Below are 23,385 nucleotides of genomic sequence, written 5' to 3'. Positions count from 1 at the left end.
GGCTAAAAGCCCCTAGGCTGCGGTTTTGTTCCTGTCAGCCGAGGCGGCGGTCGGCACCAGCGCCCGGGCGAGGTCTTTCATGTGCAGTGTGCCCACGTGCTGATCGTCCCGGACTACCCGGAAATTCAGAGACATATCCCCGTCGGATTTCAGCAGTACCGTTTCAAGGTTGTCCTTTTCCGAGATGTCACCGGCGAACGTGGCCTCACCGTCATCAGGGGGGCTCATGACCGATCGTACCCTCAGCACCCGTGCCCGATTGATATCGCTGATGAAGTCGACGATGTAGGGATCGCCGGGATTGAGCAGGATTTCCTGGGGATCTCCCTGCTGCACTACTTCGCCATCTTTCAGGATGACCAGGTGGTCGGCCAGTTTCAGGGCCTCATCAAGATCATGGGTGATGAACACGATGGTTTTCTGCAGTTCTTCCTGGAGCTCCAGCAACAGGTCCTGCATATCGGACCGAATCAGCGGATCCAGTGCCGAGAAAGCTTCGTCCATCAACATGATCGGGGCGTCGGACACCAGGGCTCGGGCGATGCCCACCCGCTGCTGCATGCCACCGGACAGCTGGTGTGGATACTGGTATTCGTTACCCTCCAGACCAACCCGCGCGAGCCATTTTCGGGCGTCGGCCTCAAAGTCCGATGTCGTATAGCCGCGAATGTCCTTGGCCATGCCGGCGTTCTCGAGCACGGTTTTGTGGGGCAGCAGGGCAAACTTCTGGAACACCATCGACATCCGCTCGCGGCGAAGCTTTCGCAGCTGCTCTTCGCTGTAGCTCATGATGTCTTCGCCATCGACACGGATTTCGCCGGCCGTGGGGTCGATCAGTCGGTTCAGGTGCCGGATGAGTGTGGACTTTCCGGAGCCGGAAAGGCCCATGATGACCGTGATCTCGCCATCGTGGATGTCCACGTTGATATCACGCAGACCGAGGACGTGTCGCTGCTGCTCCAGCAGATCGGCTTTGCCCATGCCCTTGCGAACATACTCCAGGGCAACATCCGGGGTCGGGCCGAAGATCTTGTAAAGGTTCCGGATCGAAATCTTGATGTCTTTTGCCATGGGGGCTTTCCTCACTGCTTCTGGGAGACGTTAATTCGTGCCAGGGACGCCTTGGTTACCCGGTCGAGAATAACCGCCAGGATCACGATGCCAAGGCCGGATACCAGGCCAACACCCAGTTCCAGATTACGGATGCCCCGCAGGACCAGAACGCCAAGCCCGGGCGCGGAAACCAGGGATGCGATAACAACCATGGCAAGACTCATCATGATGGTCTGGTTAACCCCTGCCATGATGTTGGGCAGCGCCAACGGGATCTGCACCTTGTAGAGTTTCTGTCGGGGCGTCATGCCAAAGGCGTCTGCGGCCTCAATCACGTCCTTGTCTACCAGCCGGATGCCCAGGTTCGTCAGCCGGATCACAGGAACAATCGCGTAGAGGATGATGGCGATGCCGTACAGCTTTGATTCGGTAACACTGAACAGGAAGATAAGCGGGATCAGATACACAAAAGGTGGCAGCGTCTGCAGCATGTCCAGCACCGGTATGATCATCCGTTGCAGAGAATTGCTGCGTGCCATGGCGATGCCTATGGGTACCCCCAGCAAGACACAGAGGAAGGCACATACAAAAATGATCGCCAGTGTTTGCATGGCGTAATCGTAATGGTCGATGAAGGCCAGTAGCACGATACTGCCGCCTACAAAGAGCATCAGTTTCCAGGATTTGGTGACCACGTAAACAACCGCCAGTAACAGTGGAATCACGATCCACCAGGGCGTGTTCAGCATGGCGTAAAGTGCTCCATCCAGGAACCAGCTAAGAGGCTGGGTTAATGGATCGAGAACCAGACTCAGGCTGTCCTTTATTGCCAGAAATCCCTGTTCCAGGCCCTTGGTAAGTTCCCGGGACTGGGGGAAGGCGGAGCAGGATTCGTTCAGGGCGTCCATGGACGGAAACGGGAGTTCCCATATAGAGGCCGGTTCGGCGCTCTCTCCCTTGGTTTTATTCAGCAGGTCGGCCATCGACATGGGGCCGCTGCTTTTGCCTTCCGAGCACCATTGCTCAAGGCCGAGCGATGAAAAAAGGGAATCGTAGGTTGCCATGGGCGGTCAGTCTCTCCTGCGCACGTCTGGAATCAGAACGGTTTTCGGGAAACGACCCGGGGCATCCCGAAGGATGCCCCGGGAGGGGCAGGTCAATCAGTTAAGAACGTTGGCCAGACGCTCACGCGCGGAGTCGTTCAGCCAGGTTGACCACTCGTCGCTGTTGTTGCTGAGGTAGTAAACCGCAGCTTCTTCGCCCGAGGCATTGTTGGAGTCCATCCAGGCCAGGATGCTGCTCATGGTCTCGGTCTTGAACGTCAGCTTGCTGAGCATCTCGGCCACTTCCGGCTCGCGCTCTTTGAAGCTGGTAGTGATCGAGGTCAGAACCGTTGCCGCCGGGAAGTCGGATACGCCCGGATTGTCGACATCCGGCGTCTGGTTTTTCTGGTGCACGTCCGGCTTGATGTCGCCGAGATCAACCCGGGTCATGTCGTACTTGCCGAGCGGGACGGTCGGACCCCAGTAGTAGCCGAACCAGGGCTCTTTGTTCTGGACAGCGGACGCCATGGAGGACGCCAGGGTCTCACCGGAACCATGGTTGAATACGTCAATGCCGGACTCTTCCAGATCCAGGGCACGAACCAGGTTGTCACTCACAACTCGGCAGCCCCAGCCGTCCGGGCAGTTGTTGAAGGTGCCGCCAACGAGCTCAGGATTGGCCATGATGCCCTCGATGGTCTTCAGCTCCGGATGCTCTTCCGCGAGGTAGGTGGGAATCCACCAGCCTTCAACACCGCCCGGATCCAGAACCTTGCCAAGGCGCTCCACTTTGCCCTGTTCTTCCAGGCGCAGGTAGGCCTCGCCCGCGGAGTTCAGCCACAGCTCGGTGACGATGTCAGGCTCACCGTTTTCGGCAACGGAGGTTACCGCCGGAACGGTATCGGAAGGAACGATGGTGACGTCGCAGCCGTAACCCTGCTCCATGATGAAGGTGGCCACGTTGGTGACGACCGTGTTGGACGCCCAGTTCATTTCGGTAATGGATACCTCGCCGCAATTGGCCTGGGCCGCGACGGGTACGGATAGCGCGCAAAGCAGTGCAGCAGACTTAAGCTTTCGCATAGTCACTTCTCCTTTTCAGGGTTTGTGATTTTTGGAGGGTGTTGTCGGTGTTAGTGCCGATACGAGGGGACCGCGATCCATAAGGATCGGGAAAACAGCTCTTTCATGGTCGCTGTTAAGGTCGAACAAATCAGGAGGTCTCGGTTAATACTTAACTGTAAGGATAACGAACCTCAGCTCAGTTACAAGGGCGTATTCCAAATGCGTCTTTAAAAGAGACACATTATGCCCCGGGAGAACTGTCAAGAAGGTGTAGTAATCGATGGATACACTCCGGGTACCTGAACCCGGAGAACAGCATGACAGAGCTGCGCGACCTGACACCTCACACATCAATCAGCCACGAGCAGGCCTCCCGGGATGGGCGTCAGCGAAGGTTGCTGAGAACCTTCCTGCCGGAGCTCGTTGGCCTGGAGCGCATCCTGGCGGAAGCGCCGGATTTCATCACAACCGAAGTGGTGGAGCGGGTCGCCCTCAAGGACCTCTCCTTGCCCATCTACCGTGTCGATATCGGCTCTTCCCGGCCCGATGTGCCAGCGGTATTGCTTGTTGGCGGCGTGCACGGGCTTGAACGCATTGGAAGCCAGGTAGTGATGGCCTGGCTGAAGTCGCTACTCGCCAGAGTGACCTGGGACGAACATTTGCTGGGGTTGTTGCAGAAGGTTCGAATTACCCTTTTGCCAATCCTTAACCCGGGCGGTATGTACCTGAATCAGCGCAGTAATCCCAACGGCGTGGACCTGATGCGCAATGCGCCGATCCAGGCCCAGGAACGTAGCGCATTCCTGCTCGGCGGCCAGAGAATTTCACCCCGATTGCCGTGGTACACCGGCGACCCTGAACAGGGCATGGAGCCCGAAAACCTGGCTCTTGAGGCGGTCATAAAACAGCTGCTGCCGGGGCGGCCGTTCAGTGTGGCACTGGACTGCCATTCCGGATTCGGGATGCAGGACCAGATCTGGTTTCCCTACGCCTACCGGCGTCGACCCATGCGTCGAGTCGCATCGATTATGGCGCTGAAGCTTATCTGGGAGCAGTCATACCCAAATCACGACTACCGCTTCGAGCCCCAGTCCCGCCACTATCTCACCCATGGCGACTTGTGGGATTACTTCTACAAACAGGTCAATCGCGAAAATGCCGGTGTTTTCCTACCCCTGACCCTGGAAATGGGCTCCTGGCGCTGGATTCGCAAGCGGCCCCGTCAGTTGCTGAGACTCGACGGCTTTTTCAATCCCCTGGTTCCGCACCGGCACAAGCGGGTCCTGCGCAGTCACCTGACCTGGATGGACTTCCTGATTAACGCCGCCGCCAGCCACGAAAACTGGTTGCCGGCTCGGGATGAGGAGTCCATGCTGAAAGAAGCCGCGATCATGCACTGGTATCGCGATACTCTCTAGCGATCCAGCCGGCCCTGGCATCCATCAATCGGAACTATCGTATGCACTGGATTCTGTTGCGGGGTCTGACTCGGGAGCACGCCCACTGGGGCAGCTTCCCGGCTCGCCTTGGGGAGGCATTTCCCGAGCACCAGTTCCATCTGGTCGACCTGCCCGGGACGGGCGTGCGTTATCGAGAAGACAGTCCGGCAACGGTAGCGGCGATTCGGGAAGCCGTCTCCAGGCACGTCAGCCATATCCCCGGTCCTTTCAGCATCCTGGCACTTTCCATGGGCGGTATGGTGGCCCTGGACTGGGCCCAGCAGGCTGCGGATGGTCAGATCCAGAACCTGGTCCTGATCAATACCAGTTCCGGCTTCAGCCCGCCCTGGCAACGCATGCGGCCTGGGGTCTGGCCGCGAATTCTGCGGCTGCTGGCCCGTCAGGAGTTGTTTGACCGTGAGCGGGATATTCTCCGGCTCACGTCTAACCGTGAGGTGCCTCTGTCACTGGCAAAACAGTGGTACAGCATACAACGACAACGCCCCGTCAGTACCCGCAATGCGATCAACCAGTTGGCGGCTGCCGCCCGCTACAAACCCGGTGAAAAGCGTCCTGTGCCAGATGCCCTGATTCTCGCCAGCCGCGGCGATCGCATCGTTCACTGGCGCTGCAGTTCCACGCTGGAGGAACGCTGGCAATGGACCATGAAACTGCACCCGGATGCTGGCCATGACCTTCCACTGGACGACCCGGAGTGGATTATCCAGCAGATCCGCAACTGGCTGCCCCGGTAACGCCGGTTGCTTGACGCAACTCTTCTTTCCGGTCAGTCTTCTCGTTTTGAACCGTCAAAGCCGCCATTGATCAGGAACGGAGCCGATAAAAATGAAAATCTTCGAAACCAAAACCGCCCCCAACCCCCGCCGCGTGCGCATGTTCATGGCCGAGAAAGGCCTGTTGGAAAAGGCCGAATTCATCGAGATTGACCTGCAGAAGGGTGAAAACCTGACACCTGAATTTGTGGCCCGAAATCCGATGAAGAAAGTGCCTGTGATGGAACTGGATGACGGCACCTGTATTGCCGAGACCATGGCAATCTGCCGCTATTTCGAAGAGAGCTACCCGGACACGCCAACCCTGATGGGCGACACCCCGCTTGAAAAAGCCCAGCTTGAGCAGTGGCTCCGGTGGATCGAGCTGTTCTTCTTCATGCCCACTGGCATGTGTTTCCAACACACCACCGGCTACTTCAAGGACCGGATGAACCCGATCAAGGAGTGGGGTGAGGAATGCGGCAAGAGCGTTGAGAAGTTCATGCACTTCCTCGACAAGCAGCTCGAAGGCAAGGAATACATCTGCTGCGACCGCTTTACGGCCGCCGATATCAACGCCTTCACAACAGTGGCATTCGCGCGGGTGGTGGGCATCCGGATCAAACCTGAGCAGGCCAATCTGCAGGCCTGGTACGACCGCATCAAGGAACGACCCTCTGCCCAGGTCTGAGCCACAGGCCAGTCAGAAACCAGAAGAGAGATCTTAATGACCACAACGGATTCAAGACTCCAGTGCGCGCTGGCGTCTATTGACGCAGCCAATAAGGCCGATCCCAATCAGGAGTCTTTCGACAACGAACGCCTCCCGAAGGAATACGCCTACAGCCTGCACATGACCCGCTGGCTGTTCGAGCTTGAATCCGATCCTTCCGAACGCATGCAGATCGCCTGCCGCGCCCAGCACATCGAGCGTTGGACCATGCCGCGGAAGGACTATCCGGAAGGTCGTAAAGCCTATTACCAGTGGCGCCAGGCCTGTGGCCGTATGCATGGCCAGCGTGCTGGGGAAATCATGGCGGATTGTGGCTACCCGAAGGAGGAGTGCGAGCGGGTGGAGACCATCCTGACCAAGCGGGAACTGAGGCAGGATGCCGACACTCAACTGCTGGAGGACGTGGCCTGCATGGTCTTCCTGGAGAAGTACTTTGCGGATTTCTATGAAGAGAAAGCCGAGTACGACCGGGATAAATGGCTGCGCATAGTGCGCCGGACCTGGGGCAAGATGTCGCCCCGTGGGCACGAGGCGGCACTCAAGCTGGCAGAGGGGATGCCGGCGCACCTTCTGGAACTTTTGCAGGAGGCTTTGGCCGACGCCTAGCATCAAATGCCTGTTGCGAACTTTTGTGCACAGTCCAGCGGGTACGACCTGCCAAAATACGCTGTGAATACCTCCCTGTACGCTCGGCTCCGCCATCCATGGCTCCGCACGATTTTGGCAGGTCGTACCCGCCGAACTGTTTAAACTTGTGAGTTAGCCTTTTGGAAAGAACAGTTCTTGAAGTTTCTGACCAGGCTCTTCCGCCCGCATAAACGATTCCCCCACAAGGAAACCGTAAATCCCGCGAGCAGTCATCGCTTCTACGTCGCTGCGGGTCATGATGCCGCTCTCGGTAATCGTCAGCCTGTCCTGTGAGATGCGTTCATGCAGATCAAACGTGGTGTCCAGCGAAACATCGAAGGTATGCAGGTTCCGGTTGTTGATGCCGACCAGAGGCGTCGTCAGCGTCAACGCATCATCCAGTTCCTCACCATCGTGCACTTCGACCAACACATCCAGACCGATTTCATGGGCAATACCTTCCAGCTCTTGCATCTGGTCTTTGGTCAGGCAGGCGGCGATCAGAAGGATGCAGTCGGCGCCAATGGCCCGGCTCTCGTAGACCTGATAGGGCGCGACCATGAAGTCCTTGCGGATCACGGGCAGACTGCAGGCATTGCGGGCGGCGACCAGATAGTCCTCGTCGCCCTGGAAGAAGTCGCGGTCGGTCAGTACCGAAAGACAAGCGGCGCCGCCTTTCTCGTAGCTCTCGGCAATGACCGCTGGTTCGAACGGATCCCGCAGAATGCCCTTGCTTGGTGAGGCTTTTTTGATTTCTGCGATAACAGCGGGAGTCTGCTGTTCAATTCGGCTGCGCAGAGCATTAGCAAAACCTCGGGCTGCCGGTTGATCACGAGCTTTGGCCTTCAGATCTGCAATCGAGACTTGGCGCTTGCGCTCGTCAATTTCTTCCCACTTACGATCAACAATTCTCCGAAGGATCGTCGGTGTTTTATCCAGATGTCTGTCAGTCATATCAGGCTCGTAAAAAGTTAGCGAGAGCCGGAGGAGAGGGAGCTTCCAAAACTGTCTGCAGCCACGGATGGCTGCAGCCAAGCCCTACATGGACGTATTCACGGGCGTGTTTTGGAAGCTCCCTCCCCTCCGGCTCGTCCGGCTGCAAAATCAGCAGGCCGGGATCAAAAGCACTGGGAAAAATCAGCCAGCTCCGACATCTTGCCGGCAGCGAGGCCAGAGCCCATGGCGTCGAGGGCCATATCCACACCTTCTTTCGGCGTCTTGGCCAAACCAGCGACATAGATCGCTGCGCCGGCATTGAGGGCAATCAGGTCCCGGGCTTTCTCGGCCATTTCATCGTGGCCACGACCGAAGGCTGCCTTGATCAGCTTTAAGGAATCGTCGGCGGTGTCCACGGTCAGGCCCACCAGAGCCTGGCTCTTGATCCCGAGATCCTCCGGGGTGATGTCGTATTCGGTGACCTTGCCGTCTTTCAGTTCCGCCACGTGGGTGGCGCTTGCCAGACTGATCTCATCCAGGCCGTCTTTGGAGCAAACGACCATGATGTGCTCGGCCCCAAGGCGATGCAGCACCTCCGTCATCGGGCGGCACAGCTCCCGGTTGAACACGCCCACCAATTGGCGTTTAACGCCCGCCGGGTTGGTCATCGGGCCCAGGATGTTGAAAATGGTCCGGCAGCCCAGCTCCTTGCGGGGGCCGATGGCATGTTTCATGGCACCGTGGTGGGCCGGAGCGAACATGAAGCCGACACCAATTTCCTCGACGCAGCGGGCCACCTCTTCCGGTTTCATGCTCAGATTGATGCCCAGCTTTTCCAACAGGTCGGCACTGCCGCTCTTTGAGGAAACTGCCCGGTTGCCGTGCTTGGCCACAAAGCCGCCGGCTGCTGCCACCACGAAGGAGGCGGCGGAAGACACGTTGAACAGGTTGGCGCCATCGCCGCCAGTGCCGACGATGTCCACCAGAGGTTCGGCCTTGACCGAAACCTTCGTGGCCAGCTCACGCATAACCTCGGTGGCGCCGGTGATTTCATCGATGGTTTCGCTCTTGAGGCGCAACCCCATGAGAAACGCGCCAATCTGGGCGTCTGTGGCCTCGCCGTTCATGACGATACGCATCACGTCCTTCATTTCCTCCCGGGACAGGTCCAGGTTGGAGGCAATGCGGTTGAGAGCTTCTTTCATGTCCATGTGTCGGCCTCTTATTGTGTTCTCAGAAAGTTGCGCAGCAGCTCGTGGCCCTGTTCCGTCATAATAGACTCCGGATGGAACTGCACGCCTTCGATGGGCAGGGTCTTGTGGCGAACCCCCATGATTTCCTCGATGGAACCGTCGTCGTTGCGGGTCCAGGCGGTCACTTCCAGGCAGTCGGGCAGGGTGGCCTTGTCGATCACCAGGCTGTGGTAGCGGGTCGCCTGCAGCGGGTTGCTCAGGCCCCGGAACACGCCAGTGTCCTTGTGGAATACCGGAGACACCTTGCCATGCATGACCCGGCCGGCGCGGATGACGTCGCCGCCGTAGACCTGGCCGATGGCCTGGTGACCCAGGCAAATGCCCAGGATCGGAACCTTGCCGGCGAAATGCCGGATGGCCGCCATGGAGATGCCAGCCTCGTTCGGGGTGCAGGGGCCGGGGGAAATCACCAGCCGCTCCGGGTTCAGGGCTTCAATCTGTTCGATGGTAATTTCATCGTTGCGGTGCACCTGCACGTCGGCACCCAGTTCGGCCAGATACTGCACCACGTTGTAGGTGAAGGAATCGTAGTTATCGATCATCAGCAACATAATCTGTTCCTCCGCCTCAGTGGTCGAAATCGTTGTAGGTCATGGCCACCGCCCGGAAAATGGCGCGGCCCTTGTTCATGGTTTCCTTCCACTCGAGGCGGGGCACCGAATCGGCCACCACGCCGGCGCCGGCCTGGATATGCAAGGTGTTGTCCTTGATCACCGCGGTGCGGATGGCAATGGCGGTATCCATGTTGCCGTTGAACGACAGATAGCCCACGGCGCCGCCGTAGACCCCACGCTTAACCGGCTCCAGTTCGTCGATAATCTCCATGGCCCGGATCTTGGGCGCACCGCTGAGGGTGCCAGCAGGCAGGGTGGCGCGCAGCACGTCCAGGCAGCTGGTGTTGTCTTTCAGCCGGCCGGTGACGTTGGAGACGATATGCATCACGTGGGAGTAGCGCTCCACGATCATCTTGTCGGTCAGCCGGACCGTGCCGGTTTCCGACACCCGGCCGGCATCGTTACGGCCCAGGTCGATCAGCATCAGATGCTCGGCAATTTCTTTCGGATCAGCCAGCAGCTCTGCTTCCAGCGCCTTGTCCTCGGCATCGGTGGCGCCGCGCTTGCGGGTGCCGGCGATCGGCCGAACCGTCACTTCCTCGTCTTCCACCCGGGCCAGGATTTCTGGGGAGGAGCCGACGATGTGGAAATCACCCAGATCCAGGAAATACATGTAGGGGGAAGGATTCAGCACTCGAAGCGAGCGATACAGGTTCAGCGGCGGTGCCTCGAAGGGAATCGACATGCGCTGTGATATCACTGTCTGCATGACATCGCCGTCGAGCACGTAGCCCTTGATCTTGTCTACCGCGGCTTCGAATTTGTCCTGGGTAAACCCGGAAATGAAGTCGCTCTCGTCCACGGCTTTTCCGCGCAGGTGTTCTGGGGTGCGGGGCGCGTCAGCGGTCTGCCGGTGCAGATGGTTCTCCAGCTCATCAATGCGGTTCTGTGCCGTTTCGAAGGCGCCCTCAATGGCCGGATCGGCATGGACAATCAGATGCAGCTTGCCCCGCAGGTTGTCGAATACCACGATCTCGTTGGACACCATCAGCAGGATGTCCGGCGTGCCGATTTTGTCCGGCGGACAGCTCTTGCGCAGCCGTTTTTCGATGTAGCGCACGGTGTCGTAGCCGAAGTAGCCCACCAGGCCGCCATTAAAGCGGGGCAGCTCATCCAGATCCGGTGCATGGAAGCGCTTCTGGTAGGCCTCGACAAAGGCGAGCGGATCGTCCACTTCCTCGGTTTCAACAACCTCGCCGCCGCGGCTGATCTCCACCCGGTGGTCGAAGACCTTCAGTACTTCGTGACTGGGCAGGCCGATGATCGAATACCGGCCCCATTTCTCTCCGCCCTGAACGGATTCGAACAGGTAGGAATAGGGTCCGCTGGCGAGTTTGAGGTAGGTGCTCAGGGGCGTGTCGAGGTCGGCCAGTACCTCACGATACACAGGGATGCGGTTAAAGCCGGCGTCGGCGAGCTCGATGAATTGCTCGGGTGTCATGGTACGGTTTCCTGAAATCTGATCTGCATTGTGGATGAAAGCCTGTGCTTCCATCAGGTGCTGCGGGCTCGACCAGCAGACGCCAGTCAGCCTCCGGGCTTGCTCAGCCGGTGCGCCATCGCCACCATCGTGTTGCGCGGGTTGTCAGGATGCCTCGCGCTGCAGTCAGATTCAGTCCCTGCACGGCAGGAATCTCCCGTAAAGAAGTGCTCAATGTAAGTTCCTTGTGAGATTACAAAAGCTCGGCCAGCGAATCAACAACCGCGTCGGCGCCCAGAGTATCCACCGCAGGCCCGTAGTTATACCCGTACCGCACCGCCACACAGGGAATGCCCGCGGCCAGCGCCGCGTTAATATCCGCTGCGGAGTCGCCTACCATGACTGTGGTTCCGCGGGTGCCCCCCAGGGTTTCCATGGCATGAAGCAGGGGAGCGGGGTCCGGTTTCTTGACCGGCAGGGTGTCACCACCCACGGTCAGGTCGAACCAGTGATCCAGTCCCATTTGCTCAAGCAGCGGTGCCACAAACTGTTCCGGCTTGTTGGTGACGATGCCCAGCCGGCAGCCCTGGTTCTTCAGGTGCGTGAGACAGGCCTCGACGCCGGCGTAGACTACCGAATGCTGTCCGTTGAGCGTGCCGTAGGCGTGATAGAAAATCGCCAGGGCATCCTTGAACAGGGCCTCGTCTTTTGGTCGCGCCGGTTCCCAGTCCACCTGGCCGGCCAGGGCCCGGCGCACCAGAACGCTGGCGCCATTGCCTACCCAGTTCCGTACCCGGTCAATGCCTGCCGGTGAGCGCCCAAGATGCGCCAGCATCTGGTCCACGGCGGCCGCCAGATCCGGTGCACTGTCCACCAGGGTGCCGTCGAGATCAAACAGGGCAACCCCCGGCCAGCGTGGATTGAACAGCCCTGCCAGGCTCATTGGCTGATCACCCTGCGGGCCTGCTCCAGTTCTTCGCGCATGGCATCAATGGTGGTCTTATAGTCGTCGGTGTTAAAGATGGCAGATCCCGCCACGAAGGTGTCGGCACCGGCCTCGGCGATTTCCCGGATGTTCTCGGTCTTCACGCCACCGTCGATTTCCAGGCGGATATTGTAGTTACTGGCATCGATGCGCTTGCGGGCCTCCCGGAGTTTGTCGAGCGTGCCGGGAATGAACTTCTGGCCACCGAAGCCGGGGTTTACCGACATCATCAGCACCATGTCCAGTTTGTCCATCACATGATCCATGTAATGCAGCGGCGTGGCCGGGTTGAACACCAGGCCCGCCTGGCAGCCACCGTCGCGGATCAGCTGCAGTGAGCGATCAATGTGGTTGGTCGCTTCCGGGTGGAAGGTAATGTAACTGGCCCCGGCGTCGATAAACATACGGATGAGGTCGTCCACCGGCGACACCATCAGGTGCACATCGATGGGGGCGGTCACGCCGTGCTTGCGCAGCGCCTCGCAGACCATGGGGCCAATGGTGAGGTTGGGTACGTAGTGATTGTCCATCACATCGAAGTGCACCACGTCGGCGCCGGCGGCCAGCACGTTATCGACTTCCTCGCCAAGACGGGCAAAATCGGCGGACAGGATGGATGGGGCAATCAGGTAAGGGTTCATGACGGCTCTCTCACAACAATGGATAATGGCTTGGTCAGCGGTCCCTGCCGCACGTTCAGGATGGCTGCTAGTCTAACAGCTCAGTGGCGTTTTTTCGCAGTCAAAGGATCAGTATCTGTGCAGAGATTCGAGATTTACCGGCCCGGCGTGTTCTGGCTTTTTATCCTGGCGCTGATGTGTGTCGCACCGTCCATCACCCTCGGGCAGGAGGAGAGCGGGACGGCCGGTGAGGCCGAAGGCGTCGAGGCGTCAGAGTCTGCGAGTCGGGCCCTGATCTGGACAGGCACCGGCGAACGCTCCCTGATCCAGCGTTTTCCCGAATCAGCGGTATGGCTGGAGCTTGAGGAGGGTGATAGGGCGCTGGGCCTGTTCTACCCGGAAGCCAGGTTGCCGGCTCGCGGTGCGGTGCTGGTTCTGTCGGACGAAGGTGAAACTGCCGCTTCCGGGGTAACCGGCTCACTGGCAGCGGGGCTGGCTTCCCGGGGCTGGGCCGTGCTGACGCTTGGTCTGGAGTCGCCCTCTCCGGTTCTGAGTGAGTTCCTGATGCGCCCCGTGATGGAGCCGCCGGCGGCTGAAGCAGGCGCGGGCGAGGAGGGGGCATCAGATTCAGTCATGATCGATGTCATGGCCTCATCCGAGAGCGCCGATGATCTAGAGGCGCGCTACAGAAGCCGCATCAACCAGATGCTGCAGGCAGGGCTGGCCCTGCTGGTTGAGCGGGGCTATGAAGCTCCGGCAGTTCTTGGTGTCGGGCGAGCCAGTATCCATGTGACCAACCGGGTACTGGATGGCGCCGATGCCTCTGCCCTGATCTGGGTGGTGCCACAGTTTTATCCCGTTGACCGGTCAGGTCTGCCGGACCGTCTGGAGTCGCTCGGCACTGATTTGTTGGAGCTGTATCCACAAGGGACGGCTGATGATCAATCGGGCTGGAGTATTGGCATGCAGTTGCGGCGCGCCGGAATGAGCGGCTTTGAGCGACAACCGATTGCCTGGATCAGCCCTGCGCCTGAGACTCTGGGCGATGGGGTGGCCAGTCGTGTTGCCGCCTGGCTGGAATCCCGCGAGCGTTAGGGACGGAGCGTGTTGTGGCGCTTTATCAGTTCCCAGGCCTGTTGGTAGTGGAGCAGGCGTTCCTTGGCCAGGCTTCGGTCGCGGTCACTGACCTGCTGTTGGGCAAGCTTGTCCGGGTGGCACTCGGATATCTTCTTGCGGTAGGCCCGTTTGATCACTTCCAGGGAATCCCGGCGGGTAACGCCTAGAAGTTCACAGGCCTGCTGATAGCTGGTGGGTCTGGAAAGGTTCTCGCTGTGCCGGGTCCAGACCTTGCTGGCATAACTGTCGAAAATATCCTCGCTGATGCTTACCGGCAGACCAATCTGGTCAATGGCGTCCTCGCAGCGATAACGTCTGGGTTTGCCGGGGCGGCCGTTAAGCTGGGTGGCGTGGCAGAGACAGATGGCGGTTTTCAACGCGGGAGCGGGCCAGAGACGGCGGGAAAGTCGCATGGCCAGCCCGCGGATGAACGGCAGCTGCCCGGCCGACTTGCCCTGCTGGAACCAGCCAATGGCTCGCCTGCGCTGGCGTCTGGACAGCCTCATGGCCTTGATCAGCGACTCGGCATAACCGATGTCGGCTTCGGTGACGCGTCCGTCTGCCTTGGCGATATAGCCGAGGAAGAAAAACAGGGAATGTCGGCACCAGCGGGGAAGGCGGGCGCGCTCAATCAGAGCGGGGGCCTGGTGACCACAGGCCGAGAGTTCCCGCATCAAGCTGGAAAATTCGGCTTCCATTCTGGGCGGCAGTGCCGGTTGTCTGTTATCGCCTGCCATGACTTTCAGGTTCCTTGGAGCCCAGTTGCCGGTCGAGCGCCTGCAGGCGTTCCGGGGTGCCGACGTCCACCCACTGTCCGGGATGGAAAAGACCCTTTACCCGGCCTCTGCTCATGGCATCGCGAAGCACCGGCCCCAGTTTCCCCGCCTGATCGCTCAGCCCCTCGAACAGGCGCCGGTGTAACAGGCTAATGCCGGTGAAGGTCAGCTTGTCCGGGCCATCACTATGGAGTACTCCCTGGTCAGTGAGGTGAAAGTCACCTTCGGGATGGTGTGGCGGATTGCTGGTGACCACCAGCAGGGCGTCTGCGTCAGGCGGCGGTGTCAGTCCAGAAAGGTCGAAATCGCTCCAGATATCGCCGTTGATCGCCAGAAACCAGTCAGATTTGTCACCGGCAAGCAGAGGCAGAGCGCGCACGATGCCACCGGCGGTTTCCAGCGGCTCGCCTTCCCGGGAATATTGAATGGATAGCCCGAACCCTTCGCCGTTTCCCAGGGTTTCCTCAATCTGGTCGCCCAGCCAGGCATGATTGATCACCACCTCACGGATTCCCGCCCGCCGCAGGTGCTCCAGATGATAGGTGATCAGAGGCTTGCCAGCGGCCCTTAACAGGGGCTTTGGTGTGGCCAGCGTCAGTGGCCGCATGCGTTCACCTTTGCCGGCTGCGAGAATCATGGCCTTCACTGGGGCAAGTGCTCCTGACCCGGGGCCGGGCCGATGCTCGTCTCGATCCGGGGCATAACCGTATCGCTCAGCCATTCGTGGAAGTGTCGCAGGGCTGGCTGTCGACCGCTGGCGACGATCAGGTACTGAACGGTTCGGGGAATGTCCTTGAGATAGCCGTGCTTGCCATCGCGGATCGATAGCCGGGCAAAAATGCCGGCAGCTTTGAGGTGCCGCTGCATGCCCATCAGTTCAAACCACTGGCGGAAGGTCTCCGGGTCCGCACGGTGCAGGCCAGCCTCGAGGCTGCTCTGGCGGTAGTCTTCCAGCCATTCGCAGATGCGCTTCTCTGGCCATTGGATGTAGCAGTCTTTCAGCAGCGAGACCACATCGTAAGTGACCGGCCCGGTAACCGCGTCCTGGAAATCGATGACACCCGGGCGAGGTTGGTCTTGGCGAACCAGCAGGTTTCGGGAATGGTAGTCCCGATGGACCGTCACTTCCGGTTGCGCCAGGGCGCTTTCCCGCAGCATGGAACAGGTCGTGTCCAGCAGGGCCCGCTCGCTGTTTTCCAGGTTCATGCCCAGATGCCTCTCCAGAAGCCAGTCCGGGAACAGCGCCATTTCCCGCTCAAGCAGGGTGGCATCGTAAGGCGGTAGCGGGTAATCACTGGGGGAGGTCTGGCTCGCGATCAGGGTCAGCTCTTGCAGGGCGTTCCTGTAGAGCTGGTCTGCGGACTCGGTGTTCAGTCGGCCAAGCATCAGCTGGTCGCCAAAATCCTCCAGTAGCAGGAAGCCCTGCTTCAGATCAGCCTGCACAATGTCCGGCACCGCAATACCTTGGCGGTGCCAGTGCCGGGCGATGGCCACGAAGGGCTCGCAGTCCTCATGTTCCGGGGGCGCATCCATCACGATAAACGGTGCACCGTCCCCGGGAGCGGTCGTCGGATTTGCGTGCTGCCAGACCCGGAAATAACGGCGAAAACTGGCATCGCCGGAAACCGGTTCGGCTTCGCACTGTTCGAAGCCGGGAAATTGTCTGACCCAGTTGGTCAGCAACTGCAGGCGGGTATCCATAGTTCGGGTTGCGATCCTGAAAAAAGTTGTCGCTGACAGCGAAAGTTAGCAGACGAGTATAAAGAGGGTAAATCGGTTTTGCAGCGGAGTTTCCGTTAACAACCCTTCAGGGCACGTGTAAACTAGGCGGCGTTTATTATTGCCCGTCCTCCAATTCACCCGGAACAGGATCCAGCCACCGTGCCATGTCCCGAACGCCCACTGCAATCGCCGGAAACCCGGTGGCAGAGCCGGTATGGCCGTGTGTTGCTGGCCGCGGTTTTTGGGTTGGGCGTTACGGATGGGCAAGCCCAGACACCGCCGTCTGCGGCGGAAATAGATTGGCGGCCCAGAGCAGAGTTGCCAGCCGAGGCCCGGGCCTCGTTGCCCCTTTTCTGCGAAGGGGGGTATCTGCCTTCCGGTCGCGCCAATGGTGTTGGCAATGCGTTTGCCGTTGGCAGCGATTCCGAGCAACCGCTGGAAGCCAGCGGCTTGAACGCCCGCTATGAGATAGACCGGACACTGTTTCTTGAGGGTGATGTCCGCATTCGCCAGGGCGGCTTTCAGGTAACCGGTTCAGAGGCCCGCTACAGCCAGCAGGAGGGTGCAGTATCGGTGCAGGGGCCGCTGGTCAGTCGCGGCGAGGGTTTCCTTCTCACCGGTGAGAACGCGAACTACGACGTCGATAGCGGACGCCTGGACATCAACACTGCGACATTCCTGCTGCATGGTCCGGAAATGCGCGGTCGTGCAGGCAGCCTGTCGCGCATCAGCGAGGAACAGGTCGTCATTGCAGATGGTTTGCTGACCACCTGTGGCCCCAGCCAGAATGACTGGGCCATCGTTGCCTCGGATATCAGGCTGGATCGGGCGCAAGGATTCGGTACCGCCAAACACGTTCGATTGGAAGTCCTGGATGTGCCGGTGTTCTATTGGCCGTGGGCAAGCTTTCCTATTGATGACCGCCGCAAGTCCGGTTTCCTTTACCCGCAGTTCGGCTCTTCCAGTGCCGGCAGCGGTGGCTTTCTTGCCGTGCCCTACTACTTCAATCTGGCACCCCATTACGACGCGACGCTGACGCCCCAGTACATTCATGGCCGGGGCCTGTTCAACGAAGTCGAGGGCCGGTATCTCAGCTCTCTCGGGGAAACTACTCTGCAGCTCGGGTACATCGGCAACGATTCGGCGTTTCAGGAGGAAAACCCCGGTGAATCCGGTGAGCGCTGGGCCCTGGATGCCACAACCCGGGCTGCCTTTGGCCGTGGCTGGCGGGGCTACGGAGATTTTTCTGTGGTGAGCGATGAGGACTATCTCAGTGATCTGAACCGCAGCCTGGAGATTAACCAGGCCACTCACTTGCAAAGAAAGGGCGGGGTTACCTACCGAAGCGACAAGCAGTATTTCGATGCCTACCTCAACGATTACCAGACCATCAGTGATCGCATTGCCGATGTGGACAAGCCCTATGCCCAGTTGCCGGAAGTGATCTACGCAGGCCAGACCGGCGCAGGGATCGTGGAGGCGAACCTGGAAAGCCAGTACACGGTGTTTTACCGGGACAACGAAGCACTGACCGGTCTGGATCGGGCCAACGGGCAGCGTTTCCGGGCGCGGCCGGAACTGGCGTTGCCCATGCGGGCGTTGTGGGGGTTCAGTCGGCCGTCGGTAAGCGTGGATTACACCCGCTACAACCTGGACGACTACGTGCTGGGGGATGGCAGTTTCGATCGCACCGTGCCGGTTGTCGAGTGGGATAACGGGTTGTATTTCGACCGACAGAGCCGCCTGTTTGATGTGCCCTACAACCAGACTCTGGAGCCCCGGCTCTATTACGCCTGGGCCGATGCCGATCCGGATCAGAACGACATCCCGGATTTTGACACCGACCTCCAGACCTTCCGTTTTGAACAGCTGTTTCGACCGGACCGGTTCACCGGCGGTGACCGGGTAGGCGATGCCAACCAGTTGACCGTTGCCCTGACCAGCCGTTTCAATGACCTCCTCACCGGTGCGGAGCGTGCCCGATTCAGTATTGGACAGGTACAGTATTTCGAGGATCGCGAAGTGACGTTGTTCGGCGAGGGTGCCGGTACCCGGAGCCGTTCACCGCTGGCGGGCGAAGTCGTGCTGAACCCACTCGATACCCTGGAAATCCGCTCCTCCGGATTGTGGGATCCTGATACCGGGGATACCGAGGAAGGCCGCAGCCAGTTAACCTTTCACTCTACTGACTACCGGTACCTGGCCAGTGTGGGGCACACTTACAGCCGGGGCGAACTGGAACAGTCGGATATCGCGGCGGTTTTCCCGGTCTCGGACCGTGTTAGTCTGATCGGCCGCTGGGTCTACGACTCCGACCTTGATCGAACCGTCGGATCCCTGGCCGGGCTGGAATACAATAACTGCTGCTGGAGTGTTCAGGTGGTTCACCAGAACTATCTGACTGATGACCGGGAGCTCGATAGCCGCATACTGTTCCAGATCCAGCTAAAGGGCCTGGGCGGCAGCGATGGTGCCTCATCGAGTATTTCCGAGGCCATTTATGGTTTTGATGAAAGGGAGCGTCGTCGTTTTGGAACTCCCTGACTGGATCCCGGACTAAGGCCCCCAAAACGCCAGAAAAGCTCAAATTCTATTTGTAGAGGTGATTATGAAGGCGACCCTTCGCCATGGTGTACAAGCGTTACTGGTTCTTCTAGCCGTCCTGGCCCCGTTGTCTGTTCAGGCCGAGCGTAAGTTGCTGGACCAGGTAGTGGCCATCGTCGATGAGGATGTCATCCTTCAGACCGAGTTGGAGGCCCGAATCAACACCATCACCAGTCGCCTTGGTGCACAGGGCACGGCGCTGCCGCCAAGGCAGGTCCTCGAAGAGCGTGTGCTTGACCAGCTGATCACCGAATCGATCCAGATGCAGATGGCAGATCGGGCCGGTATGCGCATCAGCGATAACGAGTTGAACGAAACCATGGCCAACATTGCCGAACGCAATGGCATGAGCCTGCCGCAGTTTGAAAACCAGCTCGAAGCCGAAGGCGTGACTTACAACCAGGCCCGCGAACAGATCCGCAAGGAAATGCTGACCAGCCGGGTTCAGCAGCGCCAGGTCGGCAACCGGGTCCGGGTGACCGATCGGGAAGTTGAAAACTATCTGGAAAGTCTGGAGGCCCGTGGAGGGAATAACGCTCAGTACCGGCTGGCGTACATCTTTGTGAGCGTAGACGACCCCTCTGATGAGGCGGAGGTGGATGCCGCCAGGGAGAAAGCCGAGCGGCTGCGCAGTGAGATCGCCAATGGCCGTGATTTCCGCGAAGTGGCTGTTGCCGAGTCTGATGCCAGTAATGCCCTGGAAGGTGGCGATATGGGCTGGCGTGCCGAGGGTCAGCTGCCGTCTCTGGTTGCTCCGGTCGTGCCGGAGCTGCCGGTGGGTGAGCCCTCAGACGTCCTGGAAAACAACAGTGGCTTCCACCTGGTAATGGTGATGGACAAGCGAGGCGGCGAGCAGCAGCAGATGATCCAGCAGCACCGTGTCCGTCACATTCTGGTTCGGCCTTCCGAAGCTACGACGGACAGCCAGGCTGAAACCGTGATCCGGGATCTGTACCAGCAGCTTCAGAATGGAGCCAGCTTCAGTGCGCTGGCCAGAGAGTACTCCGATGATCCGGTGTCTGGCTCCGATGGCGGTAATCTGGGCTGGGTAAGCCCGGGCCAGATGGTGCCGGCGTTTGAGCAGGCCATGCTCGATGCTGATATTGGCGAGTTGCGCGGGCCGTTCCGTTCCCAGTTTGGCTGGCACATTCTGCAGGTTCAGGAGCGCCGCCAGAAAGACATCAGCGGTGATGTGCGCGACGCCGAGGCCCGCCAGGCGATCTATCGCCGCAAGTTTGAGACCGAACTTCAGAACTGGCTTCAGGAGATCCGCGATGAGGCCTTTGTCGAGTTCAAGGGCGAGTACGCCAAGGACGAACCGGCCGAAGAAGAGCCAGTCTCCTGATGAGTAATCCCGTGGTGCTGGCACTGACGGCCGGCGAACCTGCCGGCATTGGTCCGGAGTTGTGCCTGCAACTGGCTCTTGAAGCCCGGAGCGCAGGTGTGGTGGTGGTTGCCAGCCGGCCATTGCTGGAGGCCCGGGCGAAGCAAATGAACCTGGCGGTTGAACTGCGTGCCTGGCAGCCCGGAGAGTCGCCGGAAATGGAGGCAGGCCTGCTGTCGGTTCTGCATGTGGACGGTTGTGCCAATCATGAACCGGGCACACTGGATACCGGCAGCGGTGCTTATGTGCTCAGAACGCTGGAAGTCGCCGCGAACGGCTGCCTCAGCGGCGATTTTGACGGCATGGTGACGGCGCCTGTCCATAAGGGCGTTATCAACGATGCCGGCATCGCGTTCAGCGGCCATACCGAGTTCCTGCAGGAGCTCTGCGGTGTGGATCGTGTGGTCATGATGCTGGCGACCGAAGAGTTGCGGGTTGCGCTTGTTACCACCCACTTACCGCTCAAGGACGTATCCGCCGCCATTACCCCGGAGCGCCTGACTCAGGTAACGCGAATTCTCGATGCTGATCTAAAAAAGTTCTTCGGTGTTGCCCGGCCCAGGATACTGGTGGCCGGCCTGAATCCTCATGCCGGCGAAGGTGGTCACCTTGGTCGGGAGGAAATCGACACCATCGAGCCAACCCTGGAGGCTCTGCGTGCCGAAGGCATTTCTCTGACCGGACCTTTACCTGCGGATACCCTGTTTACTCCGCACTGGCTCGACCAGGCCGATGCGGTTCTGGCCATGTATCATGATCAGGGGCTGCCGGTGCTGAAGTTTCAGGGCTTTGGGCGCGCGGTGAACATTACCCTGGGGTTGCCGATTGTGCGCACGTCCGTGGATCATGGCACGGCCCTGGATCTGGCGGGAACCGGTCGAGCCGATGCCGGCAGTCTGCATACGGCCCTGAAGGTAGGCGAGCAAATGGCTCGTTGTCGAAAATCTGCAATTGAAGAGACCCGTTCGTGAGCAACAAAGCCGGCCACCAGGCCAGAAAACGGTTTGGCCAGAATTTCCTCCATGATCCGGGGGTCATAGAGCAGATCATCCGCGCCATTAACCCGAAACCCGATGACGCCATCGTGGAAATTGGCCCTGGCCTGGGCGCACTGACCGAGGAAATACTGGCGGTGAACCCGAAGCTCCAGGTGGTAGAACTGGATCGGGATCTGATTCCCGTGCTGCGCACCAAGTTCTTCAACTATCCCGAATTCCGGATTCACGAGGCGGACGCACTCAAGTTTGATTTCAGCCAGCTCATGGTGGATCGCCCCCTGCGGATCATCGGTAATTTGCCGTACAACATTTCCACACCGCTGATTTTCCACCTGCTGTCCCAGGCCGGTGTTGTGCAGGATATGCACTTCATGCTGCAGAAAGAGGTGGTTCAGCGAATGGCAGCGGTGCCGGGTGACAACAATTACGGGCGTCTAGGCATCATGACCCAGTATTTCTGCCGGGTTCAGCCGCTGTTTGAAGTGGGGCCCGGCGCTTTCCGACCGGCGCCCAAGGTGGATTCGGCGATTGTCCGATTGGTGCCTCACAAGACCCTGCCACACCCGGCGAAGGATTTGACGACACTCCAGGCTGTGGTCCGCACAGCCTTTAACGCCCGGCGGAAAACTCTCCGCAAGGCACTGGGCGGCATGGTGTCGGCCGAACAGCTCCGGAGCCTTGGCATCAATGACGGTCTGCGACCGGAGAACCTCGCGCTGGCCGATTTCGTGGCGATTGCCGACCTGCTTTTTACCGAGAAGGGTGCAGCCAATCCGGCAAACGAGGTAAGTGATGACTGACTACGCGATCGGCGATATTCAGGGCTGTTACGAGCGTCTCAGGGATGTCCTGGAGAAAGTGGATTTCTCTCCCTCCCGTGACCGTCTGTGGGTGGCCGGCGATCTGATCAACCGCGGCCCGTCTTCGCTGGAAACCCTGAGATATATCGAGAGCCTCGGGGATTCGGCGGTCGTCGTGCTTGGCAATCACGACCTGCATCTGCTGGCGGTGTCCCTGGGCGGTCATCAGACGCGTCGCAAAGACACCCTGTCCGATATCCTTGACGCTCCGGATCACGAGCGGCTGGTTAACTGGCTCCGGCAGCAGAATCTCTGTGTTCACGACCCGGCCCGGAATCTGGTGATGACCCACGCCGGTTTGCCCCATATCTGGACGGTCAGCCAGGCAATGGAGTGTGCCAGGGAAGTTGAAGCCGTGATCCGGGGCGAAACCGCCGAGGAATACTTTACCCATATGTACGGCAATCAGCCCGAGCGCTGGGACGAGTCCCTGCAGGGAATGGACCGCTGGCGGGTCATTACCAACTATTTCACCCGCATGCGCTTTATTGCCGAGGATGGCTCTCTGGAACTGGCGGCCAAGGAAAGCGTCGACAGCGCGCCGGAAGGTTACCAGCCGTGGTTTCATTTTCCCCGCAATGACGATGTACGGGTGGTGTTTGGCCACTGGGCAGCCCTGGAAGGAAAAACCGGCAGTGACCGTTTTGTCGGCCTGGACACCGGGTGTGTCTGGGGTGGCGCACTGACCATGATGAACCTGGATTCGGGAGAAAAGATCCACTGTGACTGCTGAATCCGTACAACCGGCCAGAAGCGGCATTCTTCGGTTACCGCTGGTGGCGGGTGCTTTTCTGGCCCTGGTGGCAGTGATGGCCGGCGCTTTCGGTGCACACGGGCTACGCAATCTGGTCAGTGAGCGGGGCCTTGAAGTTTTCGAGACCGCCGTCACATATCAAATGTATCATTCCATTGCGCTGGTTCTGCTGGCATTGCTGGCTGCACAGGGCCTGTCCAGAAAGCTTCTGGCCTGGTCGGCCGGGTTTTTTCTGGCCGGCATTCTGTTATTCAGTGGCAGTCTTTACCTTCTGGTGCTGACAGACATCCGCTGGATCGGTCCGATCACGCCCCTTGGTGGGTTGTGTTTCATGGTGGGCTGGGCGCTGTTAATAACCTCCGGTCTCCGCCGGAACAAGTGAAGAATACAGAGGTTCAAGAGTCACGATGCAGGTTCAGGTAAATGGCGATCAAATGGAGCTGCCGAGTGGCGCCACCATTGCCACGCTGATTGAAAAGATGGCGCTGGCCGGCAAGCGGCTTGCGGTTGAGGTTAACGAGGACATAGTGCCACGAAGCCGGCACCCGGAATTTACTCTGAGCGATGGCGACCGTGTAGAAGTCGTTCACGCCATTGGCGGCGGCTGAAC

Annotated in this window: 24 protein-coding genes; 12 read left to right on the top strand and 12 right to left on the bottom strand. The window is 59.5% G+C overall.

All coding sequences use genetic code 11. The annotated features are described in order from the left end of the window. Positions 1–12: 12 nt before the first annotated feature. From HP15_RS16350 to HP15_RS16340, 3 genes are all read right to left on the bottom strand, one after another. Positions 13–1,071: a quaternary amine ABC transporter ATP-binding protein gene (locus tag HP15_RS16350; protein WP_014578493.1), complete on the bottom strand. Its 1,059-nt coding sequence runs from the start codon at positions 1,069–1,071 to the stop codon at positions 13–15. A gap of 11 nt (positions 1,072–1,082) precedes the next feature. Further along, positions 1,083–2,117 carry an ABC transporter permease gene (locus HP15_RS16345; protein WP_008173411.1) on the bottom strand — a complete coding sequence of 345 codons (1,035 nt, stop codon included), beginning with the start codon at positions 2,115–2,117 and terminating at the stop codon, positions 1,083–1,085. Positions 2,118–2,213: 96 nt separating this feature from the next. Continuing rightward, positions 2,214–3,179 carry an ABC transporter substrate-binding protein gene (locus HP15_RS16340; protein ID WP_008173409.1) on the bottom strand — a complete coding sequence of 322 codons (966 nt, stop codon included), beginning with the start codon at positions 3,177–3,179 and terminating at the stop codon, positions 2,214–2,216. 299 nt (positions 3,180–3,478) lie between these two features. Between HP15_RS16340 and HP15_RS16335 the strand changes: the two genes are divergently transcribed. From HP15_RS16335 to HP15_RS16320, 4 genes are all read left to right on the top strand, one after another. Further along, positions 3,479–4,579 carry a M14 family zinc carboxypeptidase gene (locus HP15_RS16335; protein WP_014578492.1) on the top strand — a complete coding sequence of 367 codons (1,101 nt, stop codon included), beginning with the start codon at positions 3,479–3,481 and terminating at the stop codon, positions 4,577–4,579. A gap of 41 nt (positions 4,580–4,620) precedes the next feature. Continuing rightward, the gene (locus HP15_RS16330; protein ID WP_014578491.1) at positions 4,621–5,355 is read left to right on the top strand and encodes an alpha/beta fold hydrolase; all 735 of its coding nucleotides are present in this window, start codon (positions 4,621–4,623) and stop codon (positions 5,353–5,355) included. Between the two features lie 91 nt (positions 5,356–5,446). Beyond that, entirely contained in the window at positions 5,447–6,064 is a 618-nt protein-coding gene (locus HP15_RS16325; RefSeq protein WP_014578490.1) for a glutathione S-transferase family protein, read from the top strand. 36 nt (positions 6,065–6,100) lie between these two features. Continuing rightward, the gene (locus HP15_RS16320; RefSeq protein WP_014578489.1) at positions 6,101–6,712 is read left to right on the top strand and encodes a DUF4202 domain-containing protein; all 612 of its coding nucleotides are present in this window, start codon (positions 6,101–6,103) and stop codon (positions 6,710–6,712) included. Between the two features lie 153 nt (positions 6,713–6,865). Here HP15_RS16320 and trpC read toward each other — a convergent pair whose 3' ends face one another. The 6 genes from trpC to rpe form a co-directional block, all read right to left on the bottom strand. Then, positions 6,866–7,687: an indole-3-glycerol phosphate synthase TrpC gene (gene trpC, locus HP15_RS16315; protein WP_014578488.1), complete on the bottom strand. Its 822-nt coding sequence runs from the start codon at positions 7,685–7,687 to the stop codon at positions 6,866–6,868. Between the two features lie 164 nt (positions 7,688–7,851). Further along, entirely contained in the window at positions 7,852–8,880 is a 1,029-nt protein-coding gene (gene trpD / locus HP15_RS16310) for an anthranilate phosphoribosyltransferase (RefSeq protein WP_014578487.1), read from the bottom strand. Between the two features lie 11 nt (positions 8,881–8,891). Then, positions 8,892–9,473 (bottom strand): aminodeoxychorismate/anthranilate synthase component II, encoded by a 582-nt coding sequence (locus HP15_RS16305; protein ID WP_008173393.1) that lies wholly within the window; start codon positions 9,471–9,473, stop codon positions 8,892–8,894. A 16-nt stretch (positions 9,474–9,489) separates the two neighbouring features. Further along, the gene (gene trpE / locus HP15_RS16300) at positions 9,490–10,977 is read right to left on the bottom strand and encodes an anthranilate synthase component I (RefSeq protein WP_041646392.1); all 1,488 of its coding nucleotides are present in this window, start codon (positions 10,975–10,977) and stop codon (positions 9,490–9,492) included. A 232-nt stretch (positions 10,978–11,209) separates the two neighbouring features. After that, positions 11,210–11,899 (bottom strand): phosphoglycolate phosphatase, encoded by a 690-nt coding sequence (locus HP15_RS16295; RefSeq protein ID WP_014578485.1) that lies wholly within the window; start codon positions 11,897–11,899, stop codon positions 11,210–11,212. After that, complete coding sequence (rpe, locus tag HP15_RS16290) at positions 11,896–12,582, bottom strand: ribulose-phosphate 3-epimerase (RefSeq protein ID WP_008173385.1); 687 nt, start codon at positions 12,580–12,582, stop codon at positions 11,896–11,898. Before rpe ends, HP15_RS16295 begins: the two co-directional genes overlap by 4 nt. A gap of 117 nt (positions 12,583–12,699) precedes the next feature. On the opposite strand from rpe, the gene HP15_RS16285 reads away from it, so the two are divergent. Beyond that, positions 12,700–13,656, top strand: coding sequence for a DUF3530 family protein (locus tag HP15_RS16285; protein ID WP_014578484.1), 957 nt, complete (start codon positions 12,700–12,702; stop codon positions 13,654–13,656). Here the strand turns inward: HP15_RS16285 and HP15_RS16280 are convergent. From HP15_RS16280 to HP15_RS16270, 3 genes are read right to left on the bottom strand one after another with little or no spacing between them, the layout of a single operon-like run. After that, entirely contained in the window at positions 13,653–14,414 is a 762-nt protein-coding gene (locus tag HP15_RS16280; protein WP_041645672.1) for a DnaJ domain-containing protein, read from the bottom strand. The genes HP15_RS16285 and HP15_RS16280 overlap by 4 nt on opposite strands. After that, positions 14,401–15,099 carry an N-acetylmuramate alpha-1-phosphate uridylyltransferase MurU gene (gene murU, locus HP15_RS16275; protein ID WP_014578482.1) on the bottom strand — a complete coding sequence of 233 codons (699 nt, stop codon included), beginning with the start codon at positions 15,097–15,099 and terminating at the stop codon, positions 14,401–14,403. The genes HP15_RS16280 and murU overlap by 14 nt, the downstream gene beginning before the upstream one ends. Next, the gene (locus HP15_RS16270; protein WP_014578481.1) at positions 15,096–16,154 is read right to left on the bottom strand and encodes an aminoglycoside phosphotransferase family protein; all 1,059 of its coding nucleotides are present in this window, start codon (positions 16,152–16,154) and stop codon (positions 15,096–15,098) included. Before HP15_RS16270 ends, murU begins: the two co-directional genes overlap by 4 nt. A gap of 243 nt (positions 16,155–16,397) precedes the next feature. Between HP15_RS16270 and HP15_RS16265 the strand changes: the two genes are divergently transcribed. From HP15_RS16265 to thiS, 7 genes are all read left to right on the top strand, one after another. Beyond that, positions 16,398–18,719, top strand: a complete 2,322-nt coding sequence (locus tag HP15_RS16265; RefSeq protein WP_014578480.1) for an LPS-assembly protein LptD — start codon at positions 16,398–16,400, stop codon at positions 18,717–18,719. A gap of 64 nt (positions 18,720–18,783) precedes the next feature. Further along, positions 18,784–20,124: a peptidylprolyl isomerase gene (locus tag HP15_RS16260; RefSeq protein WP_014578479.1), complete on the top strand. Its 1,341-nt coding sequence runs from the start codon at positions 18,784–18,786 to the stop codon at positions 20,122–20,124. After that, the gene (gene pdxA, locus HP15_RS16255; RefSeq protein ID WP_014578478.1) at positions 20,124–21,134 is read left to right on the top strand and encodes a 4-hydroxythreonine-4-phosphate dehydrogenase PdxA; all 1,011 of its coding nucleotides are present in this window, start codon (positions 20,124–20,126) and stop codon (positions 21,132–21,134) included. Before HP15_RS16260 ends, pdxA begins: the two co-directional genes overlap by 1 nt. Beyond that, entirely contained in the window at positions 21,131–21,961 is an 831-nt protein-coding gene (rsmA, locus tag HP15_RS16250) for a 16S rRNA (adenine(1518)-N(6)/adenine(1519)-N(6))-dimethyltransferase RsmA (protein WP_008173367.1), read from the top strand. The genes pdxA and rsmA overlap by 4 nt, the downstream gene beginning before the upstream one ends. After that, positions 21,954–22,754 (top strand): symmetrical bis(5'-nucleosyl)-tetraphosphatase, encoded by an 801-nt coding sequence (locus HP15_RS16245; RefSeq protein ID WP_014578477.1) that lies wholly within the window; start codon positions 21,954–21,956, stop codon positions 22,752–22,754. Before rsmA ends, HP15_RS16245 begins: the two co-directional genes overlap by 8 nt. 43 nt (positions 22,755–22,797) lie before the next feature. Further along, positions 22,798–23,157 (top strand): DUF423 domain-containing protein, encoded by a 360-nt coding sequence (locus HP15_RS16240; RefSeq protein ID WP_014578476.1) that lies wholly within the window; start codon positions 22,798–22,800, stop codon positions 23,155–23,157. 25 nt (positions 23,158–23,182) lie between these two features. Further along, positions 23,183–23,383 carry a sulfur carrier protein ThiS gene (gene thiS, locus HP15_RS16235; RefSeq protein WP_008173362.1) on the top strand — a complete coding sequence of 67 codons (201 nt, stop codon included), beginning with the start codon at positions 23,183–23,185 and terminating at the stop codon, positions 23,381–23,383. The last annotated feature ends 2 nt before the right edge of the window (positions 23,384–23,385 follow it).

Origin of the sequence: Marinobacter adhaerens HP15, assembly GCF_000166295.1 — a bacterium.
GTDB classification, from domain to species: Bacteria; Pseudomonadota; Gammaproteobacteria; order Pseudomonadales; family Oleiphilaceae; genus Marinobacter; species Marinobacter adhaerens.
This window is presented reverse-complemented; position numbering and strand designations above follow the sequence as displayed.